We start from the raw sequence: 12,082 nt of genomic DNA, 5'->3' as shown, positions 1-12,082 counted from the left end.
CGGCGTGCCAGGACGGCCCGCCGACCAGAACGCACAGGAGAGATGACGTGGTCGATCTGCGATCGAAGATCCATGGCGCCGGCGCGACCCAGGGCGTGAACCTGGTGGTGATGGCATACCACGACCGCGTCGCGCGCGACGCCGAGGGCGTGGTCACCACGCATCTTCTCGACGCCCGGGTGCACCCGGGCGATCGCCGCGCACCCGGGCAGACGAGTCTCGCGCTCGTGTCGAAGAAGGATGCGACGTCGACGAGGGGCTTTGCGAATACGGCTCGGTACACGCCGCTGCAGCTGGCGGCCATCGAGCAGGCGGCGGCCGGCAACGCCACCGATCTGACCGATGCATCGGGCAGAGTCGTGGGCAGAGCATTCGGCGTCAGGGGTGACCTGCTCATCAACAGCGGCGAGATCGTCGTGAACACCCGGACGCTGACGGCCACGGAGCTGTCGGTGGGTGATGACGAGGAGGGTCGCGACATCCGTGCCCAGATCGTCGCCTCGGTGACGGCTGCGAGGCGGGCGCGCGATGCTGCGCGCGCCCTCGTGAGCGAGTCGGCGGGCGGTGCACTCTCGCGCGGATAGCCGAGGTGATGCGGCGATCGTCGGAAAAGCAAAGAAAACCGAGATTCACCGCATATACCAAGGAAGGGCCTTTAGGCTCTGGGAGCACAGGCTGGGGTACTGGCAGATCCCGGCGTCGTCGCAGGAGCGGGAGACCTGCGCGCGCCGCGGATGCGGCTGGTAGGGGTACAGCGCAAAGAAGCCCGGTGACGGGCGACATTCCATGGGACGGAAGACGACATGAGCACATCAAGGACGCTCGAGACGAACAGGGTGAGCAAGCGCGAGTTCGTGCAGCGATTCGCGCGACGAGGGGGCATCTCGGTCCCGGCTGCGCAGACGGCGTACAACGCGATGATCGACGAGCTGCTCGACCTGGTCGGCCGGGGGAACACGGTGACTCTCACCAACTTCGGCAAGTTCTACCCGCAGACGCACAAGGGGCATCGCGTGCAGTTCGCGAAGGACGAGGGCGACGCCGAGGTCAATGACTACACGGTGCTGAAGTTCTCCGCGACGCGCGAAGTGAACCGACGCGTGAAGGTGAACGACTAGCCATCGTTATCTGAACGTAAACGAGAATCCCCGAAGGTTTCGACCTTCGGGGATCTTTCTTGCCCGCTGCGCCCCTAGCATGTAGTTGAATGTAGTTCTGGCCGCTGGGGAGGGCCTCGCTGTGAGTCGCTGGGGAGGGCTTGCACTTACAGTGGAAGAGACGGAACTCGATGCCGATGCGCGCACGGAACCAGCTCGTGATCGAACACCTGCACATCGTCGGGGCGGCGACCGCATATGTGGCGTCCCGCCTCACCCAGGTCTCCCGCGACGACCTCGCCTCGGCAGGTGCGTTCGCGCTCGTCCGCGCGGCGGAGAAGTTCGATGCGACCCTCGGCGTCCCGTTCGGCGCCTTCGCACGGGGGCGCATCAACTGGGCGCTGAAAGACGAGCTGAGGTCGATGGACTGGGCCCCGCGCGACATCCGCGTGCGGGCGAAGGAGACGACGAAGGTGCGCCAGACGCTGTCGGCGGCTCTCGGGCGCACTCCCACCGTCGCGGAGATCGCGGCGGCCATGGGAGTGGACACGGGGTCTGTGAGAGAGGGGCTGGCGGATGCAGAGCGCATGCTTCTGAGCCTCGACGCCCCGGATGCGCCCGAGATCGTCTGGACCGGCTATCTCCCTGAGGAGCAGGCGATCGCGTCAGAGCGGGACGAGTTCCTCCGCCGAGCAGTCGACGCGCTCCCGGATCGCAAGCGCGAGATCATCCGCGCGATCTACTTCGAGGATCGCAGCGTGAAGGAGCTGGCCGACGAGTTCGGCGTCTCGCACGCTGCCGTGTCGCAGCAACGCGCCGCGGCGGTGCGGATGCTCCGCGATGCCCTCGATCGTCACTATGCCGATGGACCCCTCGGCGAGACCGCGCCGACGTCGCGCTCCTCCGCATCCGCTCTCGAGGCGTATTTCGAGCGGCTCGCGACCGGAGGCCAGCGCTTCACGCGCGCGATCCTGTCGCACGCCGTCGGCGCCTGACCGCACGCGCCGCGCGGTCCTCGGCATCCGCCCCGTCGGCCTCCGCTCAGAGACCGAAGCCGTAGCTGGCCTGCCCGACCAGGATCAGGCTGACCGTGGTGGGGTATACCTCGGGCTCTTCGTCTTCGTCGTCGAGAAGGTCGAGCTTGTGGATCGGCACGAAGATGCTGCCGTCCGGCTCGAAGATGAGATCCTTCGGCACGAACGACGCGAAGATCGAGCGCGTCGAGTTGCGCAGTTCATAGGTGCGCCCGACGTCTCCGCGCTCGAAGAGATTCATCTCGACCTCGTCCGACCAGACCTTCCCGTCGGGGAACCGGGCCTCGATGCGGTAGGTGCTCGGCTCGACCGACTTGATGTTCAGGTCTTCGACGATCTCCGAGAAGAGCGTGTCCGGCTGCTCGAGCTCGAACGCGATGGCTCGGAGGTGGTCGTAGTTGAGTCGCGCGCGGCGTGAGAACAGCGCCACGTTCTCGATCTCGTCCGGGTTGGCGTTCGGCGCCTGGTCGATCAGATACTGCCTGACCTCGTCCGGCCCCGGGTACTCGAAGCGCATGTGGTAGTGGAATCGTCCTGGCCGGTTGACGATGTACGTGCTGACGTCGGTGATGTCGTTCACCGTGAGGCAGTAGATGCGCTTCACAGACGAGAGTCCGTCGAACAGCGACAGGAACTGGTTCTGCCTGTTGCTTCCGTCTCCACCGCCGCGGCGGCCGGCGGGGAAGATCTTCTCGAACTCGTCGAAGATGATCAGGCACTCGTCGAGCGTGTCGAGGAACTCGACGATGCCGTCGTTGTCCTCCGAGACGATCACCACAGGAAGGCACTGCTCACGGGCCTCCTCGGCGACCATGCGCAGGAAGAGCGTCTTGCCGATGCCCTTGTCGCCCGACAGCATCACTCCCAGACTGCGGTCGGTGAGCGCATAGGAGCGGAAGATCTTGTCGACCTTCCTGTCGCGACCGCCGTAGACGCGCTCGGTGCCGACGGTGAGGTCGTCGATCTTGATGAGGCTGAAGCCCTCTTTCGAGGTGAAATGCACCCGGTAGGTGCCGAGAGGGAACACCTGATGCGTGCGGACGGCGTCGTCGTAGACACGGACATGTCCACCCGTCTCGATGTAGGTGCTGGTCAAGGTCCTCCTCCTTCGCTCCCCGTTGTAGATATCGGTCGAGATCGCCGTGCCGTAAGGCGATCGCGGCGCGATTTTCGCAGTAGCCTGAGCGGATAGCGGACGTGGGGACGTCCGGGTCTGGGGCCGTCATGGGTGGATTTGCAGGTGTGGAGCAGCCGATCGACGGTTCGATCGTGATCATGGTCGAGGCGGCGCCCCAGGGGCTGATGCAGTACACGCTCGACCCGGACGCCCGACAGCCCGTGTGGAGGGCCATACTCATCGCTCATGACGACGCCATCATCGGTGCCGCGACGTCTCCCGAGCAGACCGCTGACCTGCTCGTGCGCGGCAGTGTCGAGTGCATCCGGCGGAGCATTCCCAGTCTCGATGTCGGAGGGCTGACGATGCGCCCCGAGGTCGGGCCGAACGACAACGCGCAGATCGTCGCCGCGGGCGACGCGAGGTTCCTGAGATCCGAGTGGGACGCGGTCGTGCGCGAGATCGAGCACGAGATCGACGGAGCGTAGCGCGGCCCTCAGCCGTCGATGAGGTAGGCGTCCACCAGCAGCGACCCGCGGATATCGCGCAGTATGTCGATCACACGGTCCACACTGCGCGGCGTGAAGGACGCTATCTGCAGGTCGTGCGGCCCCAGCGGCTCGAGCTTTCCGATGCGGATGCGCATGACCTCCCAGTCGGCGGCTCGCAGAGCCCGATCTTTGCGCAGGTCGGCGTCCTGGCGCTTGCCGACGTGCTCGAGCCCGTGTCGGCCGACCGTGTCGTATTCGATCGCGACCCGCAGCTCGGGCAGGAGGATGTCGGGCCAGACCTCGGTGTGCCGGAAGAACGGCCGGGAGACCTTGACGGCGTTGACCCCCGTGGTGACGCGGAGCCGGGATTCGAGCGCCGCGCGCAGCTTCGCCTCGGCGGCGGATGCCGGTGCCGGTGCGCACACGCTCAGGAACGCCTCGCCGGTCGGAAGGTCGGGGGTCTTCGCGCACAGCGTCGTGGGCGGCTTCGGCCGCCTCGGGATCGCGCGGGCTTCGCCGAGGATCACCGGCTGCGGTCGCGCGAGAGCCGAGCACTCCGGGCACCACGACGACTGCCGGCGCACCCGTCCTGGACGCTCGCGCTGTTCGGTGGGCGTGGCCGCGAAGCGGTGACCCATACGGCACTCCCAGCAGAGCAGCACGTCGGCTGCGAGCGGCACCTGCGACAGTGCTATCCCGTGATTGAGCTCGGGATGATACTGGCGGATCAGCTCGGGATACGCGGCCCAGGCCGCTCGGTAGGTGCCCTTCTCATAGGGCACGTCGCGTCCGCGCGAGAACTGGCGTCTCGCCCACCACGACTGCACGGATTCGGTCACCCGAGGACGCTACCCGCGGCCGCGGACATCTTCGGTCATCCGAGGACGCTACCCGCGGCTGCGGACATCGCGAGGAGGCACCGGACGTGACAGACTCGCGGAGACGGACGAGCCGGGAGACGGACGAGCCGGGAGACGGACAGAGGGAGCAGTCATGGCGCAGCGGATCGTGATCAGCGGTGCATCGGGTCTGATCGGCACAGCGCTCGTTTCATCACTCCGCGCCGACGGCGTGGAGGTGACGACTCTGGTGCGCCGGACGCCTCGTGCGCCTTCCGAGGTCGAATGGTCGCCCGGTGAGCGGGAGCTCGACCCTGACGTCCTGGCGGGGGCGGACGCCGTCGTCGCTCTCGGCGGCGCGAGCGTCGGCAGACTACCCTGGACGCGCCGGTATCGCCGCGAGCTCGTCGAATCCCGCCTCACGACGACGCGTACGCTCGCGACCGCCGTGCGCACGCTGCGTGACGACGCTCCGGCGCTCGTCTCGGCATCCGCCGTCGGCTATTACGGCTCGGCGCCGGGGGAGACTCTGACCGAGGAGTCGCTCGCGGGTGACACGTTCCTCGCACAGCTCTGCGTCCGGTGGGAGCAGGAGGCGCAGCGCGCGGGCGAGCAGACCAGGGTCGCGCTACTGCGCACTGCCCCGATCATCCACCGTCGGGGTGTGCTCAAGCCGCTGATCCAGCTGACCCGCTTCGGTGTGGCCGGCCCGATCGGCCGCGGCACCCAGATCTGGCCCTGGATCTCGCTCGACGACGAGGTACGCGGCATCCGTCACGTGATCGACGCCCGTCTCGAAGGCCCCGTCAACTTCACCGGTCCCACACGCGCGTCGGCGAACGACATCGGTCGGGCGCTCGCGAAGAGGATGCGTCGCCCGTTCTGGATCCCCGCGCCGAGCTTCGCGCTCCGTCTCGCGCTGAGCCGATCCGCCGCGGACTCGCTGCTTCTGTCGGATGCGGACGTGCGACCGACGGCCCTCGAGAGATCGGGCTTCGAGTTCACGCACACGACCGCGCAGCAGGCGGTCGACGCGGCGATCTGATCGCCCCCGGTCGACCGCCCGGCCGGATCAGTGCCCGTGCGGGTCGCGCCGGTTGAGTGTCTCCACGACCTGGGCGTAGTCGCCCCGCGCTTCGCCGTAGCGCAGGAACTTCACGTTCTCGACCTGGATCTCGGTCGCGTCCGGCTGCGTCTCGATCAGCCCGACGACCTCGTCGACGAAGTCCTCGAGCGGCATCGCGAAGTCACTGGATTCCTGACCGGGCATGAGCGACGTGCGAACGGCAGGCGGCTCGAGCTCCAGTACCTTCACCGTGCCGCCGTCGAGCTGCAGGCGCAGCGACTCGCTGAGCATGTGGATCGCCGCCTTCGTGGCGTTGTAGGTCGGCGTCACGCGCAGAGGCGCGAAGGCCAGCCCTGACGAGACCGTCATGATCGTCGCGTCGGGAACCGTGCGCAGGTGCTCGATGAAGGCTGCGATGAGACGGATCGGGCCGAGAAGATTCGTGGTGACGGTCGCCTCCGCAGTCTCGAGGAACCCGGCAGGTGTGGTCCAATCCTCGGCGCGCATAATGCCCGCCATAGTGACGACGACGTTGAGGCTCGGGTGGTCGGCGAGCACGGTCTGCGCCGCGGCGCGGATGCTGTCGGCATCCGTCGTGTCGATCCTGACGGTGTCGATGCCGGGGTTCTCGGCGGCGATCCGTTCGAGCCGGTCGGTGCGGCGTCCGCCGACGATGACCGTGTTGCCGCGCTCGGCGAACTTCTGGGCGAGCGCGAGCCCGATGCCGCTGGTCGCCCCGGGAATGAAGATGGTGTTTCCGCTGATGTTCATGCCTCCACTCTTCGGTCGACGGCGTCGGCTCACCAGAGAGCGCTGATCCAGGGATCCGCGATCCCTGGATCACCGTCGGCGCGCACGGGATACTCGAGAGGTGGACAGAGAAGCACTGGCAGAGTTCCTCGTGCGGCGCAGGGAGCAGCTGAAGCCGTCGGACGTCGGCCTCGGCGCCGGCGCGCGTCGTCGCACGCCGGGCCTCCGTCGAGAAGAGGTCGCGCAGCTGGCGGCGATGTCGATCGACTACTACGCCCGTCTCGAGCAGCAGCGAGGGCCGCAGCCGAGCGTGCAGATCCTCGCGTCACTGGCGAGGGCCCTGCGACTCACCCCGGATGAGCGCGACTATCTGCACCGGGTCTGCGGGCACAGCGCGCCCGATCGCACGATGTTCACCGACTATGTGCACCCCGGCATGCTCCGGGTGCTGGATCGCCTCGACGACACACCGGCGTTCGTGGTGTCCGTGCTCGACGAGGTGCTCATCCAGAACGACGCCGCGCGTGCCCTGCTCGGAGACGCCAGCGGCCTGGAGGGGATCGAGCGCAGCGGCATCTACCGGTGGTTCGCGCACCCCGAAGAGGAGCGCGGCCGGTACCCGCTGGAGGACCATCCTCGGCACAGCCGAGTGCTCGTCGCGTCGCTGCGGGCCGCTTACGGGGCGCTCGGCGAGCGCTCGCGGGCCGGCGACATCGTCCGGGAGCTCTCTTCCCGCAGCGCCGATTTCGCCGACCTCTGGGACGTGCACGAGGTGCGCAGGCGCTTCGAGGACCACAAGGTTCTCATCCACCCGGAGATCGGGCCGATCGAGGTCGATTGCCAGGCGCTGTTCACCGAAGACGAGTCGCAGGCGCTCATCGTGCTGACCGCCGCGCCCGGCAGCGATGCCGAGAGCAAGCTCGCGCTTCTCAGAGTGCTCGGGACGCAACGGGTCTGACGGGCACCCAGCACGCCACGCGGCTGCGGTAGGCGGCGAACTCCGATCCGAAGCGGGACTCCAGGTCGGCCTCCTCGAGCGGTCGGACGACCGTGTTCCAGAGGATCGAACCGAACAGCGAGTAAGCGACGACCATCCACGACCCGAGCAGCAGGCCTACCGCGACCCCCTGTGCGATACCTGCCACGGCCATCGGGTTGCGCACGTACCGGTAGGGGCCGGAGATCACGAGTCGGCGCGCCATCTGCGACGGAAGCGGTGTTCCCTCGCCCTTCACCGACATCGACACGGCCGACCAGATCCCGAGGGCCGTCGCGCAGACGAGCAGCACGCCTCCGGCGATCCGCACGCCCAGGGGGACGTCGATGCGAAGCATCCAGCGCGCCTCGACCAGCGACACGACGACGGGGATCGCCAGGAGGAAGGTCCCCCAGAAGAAGAGCGTCTGCAGACCGGTGCGGGCGAGCAGCCGCCCGGTGCCGACCCGATCGGCGGACCGGAACGCGAGCGGGCCGATGACCATCCATTCCACCGGAGCCCTGCCGAGGAGCAGGATGATCGCCGACACGATGCTCGCTCCGGCGGCGACGACCATCAGCAGGGCGCCCCATCCGGCGAGCGAGGTGACCGTGGCATAGACGCACATCGCCGCCGCCACCAGGGCCGTCCAGGGCGCGACCACCCAGAGCGCCCAGCGGACCCCGGCGGCGACCAGCGCAGACGCGACGACGAAGAGCGGGATGTCGAGCATCGCCACGGGTGCGACCGGAAGGTCTCCGAGCGTGGCATGACGGACCACCTCCGACAACGGGACCGCGATCCACCAGAATCCGCCGGCGAGGGCCTGGAGGGCGAAATACACCCGTGCCGTCACCGGAGTGATGCGGATACCTGCGATGACGGGCATGGCCGCCAGTCTACGAGCGAGGCCCGATCACGACTCCTCGTGCGTGGCCGGGTCGGCGTCGAAGAGGCGCCCGTCGGAGCGTCCGAGCGCGGTGATCGCCTCGACCTCGGCGGCGGAGAGCACGATCTCGCCGGCCGCGAGGTTCGATGCCTGATGCTCGAGCGACGACGCCTTCGGGATCGCGACCGTCTCGCGGGCGACGTGCCAGGCCAGAACGGTCTGTGCAGGGGAGATGCCGTGCGCGGCGGCGACCTCGCCGATCACCCGCTCCTGGATCAGCTCCTTGGCTCGTCCCAGCGGGCTCCACGCCTCGGTGATGATCCCGTGCTCACGGTGATACGCCAGCTGCTCGTCCTGCGGGAAGTACGGGTGGACCTCGATCTGATTCACGACCGGGCGCACGCCGGTCTCGCGCTCGATGCGCTCGAGGTGCTCGGGGAGGAAGTTCGAGACGCCGATCTGCCTGACCGTGCCGCGCTGCTGTGCCTCGACCAGTGCCTCCCAGGCCTGCACGTACTCGTCCTGGTGCGGGTTCGGCCAGTGGATCAGGTGCAGGTCGATCGCATCGACGCCGAGACGCGAACGGCTCTCCTCGATGCTGGCGCGCGCCTTCTCGCGCGGGTGATGACGACCGGGAAGCTTCGTCGTGATGATGATCTCGGCACGGTCGACCTCGGCGGCGCGCACTCCACGGCCGACGGATCCCTCGTTCTCGTAGTTGAAGGCCGAGTCGAGAAGACGGTATCCCGCACCGATAGCCGAGGTCACAGAGCCCGCTCCCGCATCGCCGTCGAGGGCATACGTGCCGAAACCGAGGGCGGGAAGCGTGAAGCCGTTGTGTGCGGTGAAGCGAGGAAGAGCCGTCATACCGCCAGCGTACGCTTGTGGCATGACGGGAGCGCGAAGTACGGCGGTCGATGACGGTGATGTCCCCGGCGACGCGAGTCGGTGTCCGTGCGGTTCGGGTGACGTCTTCGGCGGATGCTGCGGCCCGCTGCTCGCCGGGTCTCCCGCCCCGACGGCCGAGCGTCTGATGCGGTCGCGATTCACGGCCTTCGCACTGCACGATGCGTCGTATCTCCGCGCCAGTTGGCATGAGTCGACACGCCCGATGACGATCGACTTCGACGACGACCTGGTCTGGAAGCGGCTCGTGATCGTCGATCGCGTCGCGGGCGGTCCGTTCGATCGTGAGGGCGTCGTCGAGTTCGAGGCGTTCTTCCGAGAGGGCGCCGAGCGCGGTTCGCTGCGCGAGCGCAGCCGATTCGTGCGGGAGGGGCGATCGTGGCTGTACCTGGACGGGCAGGTCGGGTGATGCACGCGACCGTGCAGCGACTAGATTTGAGAGCGTGAACGCCAGCCCAGAACACCAGCGCATCCTGCTCGACGTCGCCGACCTGGACCGGCGCATCGCGCAGGCGGAGCGCGCACGCACCAAGCCCACGCAGGCGGCTCGGATCGCCGAGCTCGTCGCGATCCGCCAGGAGCAGCTCCGCGAGCTGACCGCGCTCACCGGCACGCGTGACGACGTCCGCACGGAACTCACCCGGCTCGAGTCCGACGTGAAGCTCGTCGAGCAGCGTCGGGCGCGCGACGCGGACCGTCTCGCCGTCGCGACGAACCCCAAGGACGCGCAGGCGCTCGAGCACGAGATCGCCAGCCTCACGAAACGCCAGAGCGACCTCGAGGACATCGAGCTCGATGTGATGGGGCGCGTCGAGGATGCCGATGCGGCGGTCGCCGCCCAGCAGGCGCTTCTCGCGACGACCACTGCCGAGGGCTCGGCGCTCACCGCGCAGGCCAAGGCCGACGTCGCGTCGGCGACCGAGCTCGGCGCGCAGCTGACGCGTGACCGTGAGGCCGTGACCGCGGTGATCCCCGCACCGTTGCTCGCCGAGTACACGCGTCGTGCCGCCAACAGCGCCGGCGCCGCTCGTCTCGCGCGCGGCACCTGCGAGGGCTGCCGCATGCTTCTTCCCGGCACCGACCTGAACGACATCCGAAACGCGGCGGACGACCTCGTGGTCTCGTGCCCCGAGTGCGGCTGCATCCTCGTCCGCACCGAGGAATCCGGGCTGTGATCTCCGCGCCGCGCGCGCGACGGCGGTGAGCTCGCCACAGAGCACCGAACGGCGTGTGGCGTTGCTCGCGCGAGCCGGTGGCTACACAGCGGTGGAACTCGCCGCAGACGACTCGGAAGTCGGACGCGTCGAGCTCGCGGCGGCAGATATGCCGGCGTGGGTGTCCGAGCAGGAGGCGACCAGCGCGCCACGCTGGGTCATCCGCAGCGCGAGAGACATCTATCCCGGGCTGCTCGACGCGGGTGTGATCCTCGGCCGCTCGCATGACCTGCTGCTCTGCCATGCCATCCTCCGCGACACCGACAAGGTGGCGAGGCCGCTCGCGCCCTCCTCATCATGGGTCCGACGTGAGCCCGTCGATGAAGCGCCGGCTCTTTTCGACGTCGCCGAGGAGAGCGGGTCCGGCGACCCCGTGGGCGACGCGCTCGAGCAGTATCGAGAGCAGCGCCGGGTGCTCCGTGACGGCAAGGACGGGCGTCTGACGTTGCTCGCCTCGGCAGAGTCCGCAGGTGGGCTGATCGCCGAGGAGATGCGCGCCGCTGGTCTGCCGTGGAACGAGGCGGTGCACGACGAGATCCTCACCGAGATCCTCGGCACGCGCCCTGCCGCAGGAGGCCTCCCCAGCCGCATGGTGGCGCAGGGCGAGCGAGTGCGTGCGATCCTCAGCGACCCGACGTTGAATCTCGAGAGTCAGCCGAAGCTCCTCCGTGCACTGCACAGGGTGGGCGTGCAGGTCGAGTCCACGGGCCGATGGGAGCTCGCTCAGCACAGCCACGCGGTCGTCGAGCCGCTGCTGGCGTACAAGAAGCTCTCACGCCTCCTCAGCGCCAACGGGTGGGCGTGGCTCGCGGAGTGGGTGCACGAGGGTCGCTTCCGGCCGATCTACATCACCGGCGGCGTCGTGACCGGGCGCTGGGCGTCCGCCGGCGGCGGTGCGCTTCAGCTGCCGCGCAACCTCCGCGCGGCTGTGCGGGCAGACGAGGGCTGGACGCTCGTCGTCGCCGACGTCGCGCAGCTGGAGCCGCGGATGCTGGCGGGCATGGCGGGTGACCGGGCTATGGCGAAGGCCGCGCAGGGCAGGGATCTGTATGCCGGCGTCGTGGAGTCCGGGGCTGTCGCCACCCGTGAAGAGGCGAAGTACGCCGTGCTCGGCGCGATGTACGGAGCGACCACCGGCGACAGCGGCCGCCTCGTTCCTCGGTTGCGCAAGGTGTATCCGCGGGCCATGGCCCTCGTCGACAAGGCCGCACGTTTCGGAGAGGACGGAGGAGTCGTCTCGACCTGGCTCGGACGCTCCTCGCCTCGTCCCTCCAGCGAGTGGGAGGCGATGCAGGCGCGGGCGACCGATGCCGACGCCGATCCCGCGGACGTCGCTATCGCGCGACGACGAGCGAGGGACTGGGGCCGGTTCACCCGCAACTTCGTGGTGCAGGGGACGGCTGCCGAGTGGTCGCTGATCTGGCTGGCCGAGATCAGACACCGCCTGCAGGCGCTGCCCGATGCGGAACGGCCGGCGACGGCATCCGGAGTCTTCCGTTCCCGCGCGCACCTCGCCTTCTTCCTGCACGACGAGGTGATCCTGCACGTTCCTGCCGATCAGGCGGACGCGGCGGCGGATGCTGTGCGCGAGGCCGCAGCGGTCGCCACCCGGCGGCTCTTCGGCGGTTTCCCGATCGACGTGCCGCTCGATCTCCGCATCGCGGAATCGGCTGAGAAGTAGTCTCGCGCCAACGTAGACTGGG

At 68.5% G+C, this 12,082-nt stretch carries 14 protein-coding genes; 9 read left to right on the top strand and 5 right to left on the bottom strand.

The window, feature by feature from the left end; genetic code table 11:
* The first annotated feature begins 47 nt into the window (after nt 1-47).
* The 3 genes from MRBLWH13_RS07250 to MRBLWH13_RS07240 all read left to right on the top strand — a co-directional run bounded on the left by MRBLWH13_RS07250 (nt 48) and on the right by MRBLWH13_RS07240 (nt 2,092).
* Nucleotides 48-584: a hypothetical protein gene (locus MRBLWH13_RS07250; protein ID WP_341957620.1), complete on the top strand. Its 537-nt coding sequence runs from the start codon at nt 48-50 to the stop codon at nt 582-584.
* Nucleotides 585-803: 219 nt separating this feature from the next.
* A complete protein-coding gene (locus MRBLWH13_RS07245) occupies nt 804-1,118 on the top strand; it encodes an HU family DNA-binding protein (protein ID WP_056307433.1) in 315 nt (104 codons plus the stop codon).
* A gap of 176 nt (nt 1,119-1,294) precedes the next feature.
* Nucleotides 1,295-2,092 (top strand): sigma-70 family RNA polymerase sigma factor, encoded by a 798-nt coding sequence (locus MRBLWH13_RS07240; RefSeq protein WP_341957617.1) that lies wholly within the window; start codon nt 1,295-1,297, stop codon nt 2,090-2,092.
* 46 nt (nt 2,093-2,138) lie between these two features.
* On the opposite strand, the gene MRBLWH13_RS07235 is transcribed toward MRBLWH13_RS07240, so the two are convergent.
* On the bottom strand, nt 2,139-3,227 hold the full coding sequence (locus MRBLWH13_RS07235) for an AAA family ATPase (RefSeq protein WP_341957616.1): 1,089 nt from the start codon (nt 3,225-3,227) through the stop codon (nt 2,139-2,141).
* A 128-nt stretch (nt 3,228-3,355) separates the two neighbouring features.
* Between MRBLWH13_RS07235 and MRBLWH13_RS07230 the strand changes: the two genes are divergently transcribed.
* On the top strand, nt 3,356-3,736 hold the full coding sequence (locus tag MRBLWH13_RS07230; protein WP_341957614.1) for a hypothetical protein: 381 nt from the start codon (nt 3,356-3,358) through the stop codon (nt 3,734-3,736).
* A gap of 8 nt (nt 3,737-3,744) precedes the next feature.
* Here MRBLWH13_RS07230 and MRBLWH13_RS07225 read toward each other — a convergent pair whose 3' ends face one another.
* The gene (locus tag MRBLWH13_RS07225) at nt 3,745-4,578 is read right to left on the bottom strand and encodes a zinc-ribbon domain-containing protein (RefSeq protein ID WP_341957612.1); all 834 of its coding nucleotides are present in this window, start codon (nt 4,576-4,578) and stop codon (nt 3,745-3,747) included.
* Between the two features lie 154 nt (nt 4,579-4,732).
* On the opposite strand from MRBLWH13_RS07225, the gene MRBLWH13_RS07220 reads away from it, so the two are divergent.
* The gene (locus tag MRBLWH13_RS07220) at nt 4,733-5,623 is read left to right on the top strand and encodes a TIGR01777 family oxidoreductase (protein WP_341957610.1); all 891 of its coding nucleotides are present in this window, start codon (nt 4,733-4,735) and stop codon (nt 5,621-5,623) included.
* Nucleotides 5,624-5,650: 27 nt separating this feature from the next.
* Here MRBLWH13_RS07220 and MRBLWH13_RS07215 read toward each other — a convergent pair whose 3' ends face one another.
* A complete protein-coding gene (locus tag MRBLWH13_RS07215; protein ID WP_341957608.1) occupies nt 5,651-6,415 on the bottom strand; it encodes an SDR family oxidoreductase in 765 nt (254 codons plus the stop codon).
* 100 nt (nt 6,416-6,515) lie between these two features.
* Between MRBLWH13_RS07215 and MRBLWH13_RS07210 the strand changes: the two genes are divergently transcribed.
* A complete protein-coding gene (locus tag MRBLWH13_RS07210; RefSeq protein WP_341957605.1) occupies nt 6,516-7,352 on the top strand; it encodes a helix-turn-helix transcriptional regulator in 837 nt (278 codons plus the stop codon).
* Here MRBLWH13_RS07210 and MRBLWH13_RS07205 read toward each other — a convergent pair.
* A complete protein-coding gene (locus MRBLWH13_RS07205; protein ID WP_341957603.1) occupies nt 7,324-8,259 on the bottom strand; it encodes an isoprenylcysteine carboxylmethyltransferase family protein in 936 nt (311 codons plus the stop codon). The genes MRBLWH13_RS07210 and MRBLWH13_RS07205 overlap by 29 nt on opposite strands.
* A 27-nt stretch (nt 8,260-8,286) precedes the next feature.
* A complete protein-coding gene (locus MRBLWH13_RS07200) occupies nt 8,287-9,126 on the bottom strand; it encodes an aldo/keto reductase (protein WP_341957601.1) in 840 nt (279 codons plus the stop codon).
* Nucleotides 9,127-9,148: 22 nt separating this feature from the next.
* Here MRBLWH13_RS07200 and MRBLWH13_RS07195 point away from each other — a divergent pair, with 22 nt between their 5' ends.
* The 3 genes from MRBLWH13_RS07195 (at nt 9,149) to MRBLWH13_RS07185 (ending at nt 12,060) form a co-directional block, all read left to right on the top strand.
* Nucleotides 9,149-9,574: a YchJ family metal-binding protein gene (locus MRBLWH13_RS07195; protein ID WP_341957600.1), complete on the top strand. Its 426-nt coding sequence runs from the start codon at nt 9,149-9,151 to the stop codon at nt 9,572-9,574.
* A 34-nt stretch (nt 9,575-9,608) separates the two neighbouring features.
* Entirely contained in the window at nt 9,609-10,340 is a 732-nt protein-coding gene (locus tag MRBLWH13_RS07190) for a C4-type zinc ribbon domain-containing protein (protein WP_341957598.1), read from the top strand.
* A gap of 91 nt (nt 10,341-10,431) precedes the next feature.
* The gene (locus MRBLWH13_RS07185; RefSeq protein ID WP_341957597.1) at nt 10,432-12,060 is read left to right on the top strand and encodes a bifunctional 3'-5' exonuclease/DNA polymerase; all 1,629 of its coding nucleotides are present in this window, start codon (nt 10,432-10,434) and stop codon (nt 12,058-12,060) included.
* Nucleotides 12,061-12,082: the final 22 nt, after the last annotated feature.

This window comes from Microbacterium sp. LWH13-1.2, assembly GCF_038397735.1.
Classification (GTDB): domain Bacteria; phylum Actinomycetota; class Actinomycetes; order Actinomycetales; family Microbacteriaceae; genus Microbacterium.
This window is presented reverse-complemented; position numbering and strand designations above follow the sequence as displayed.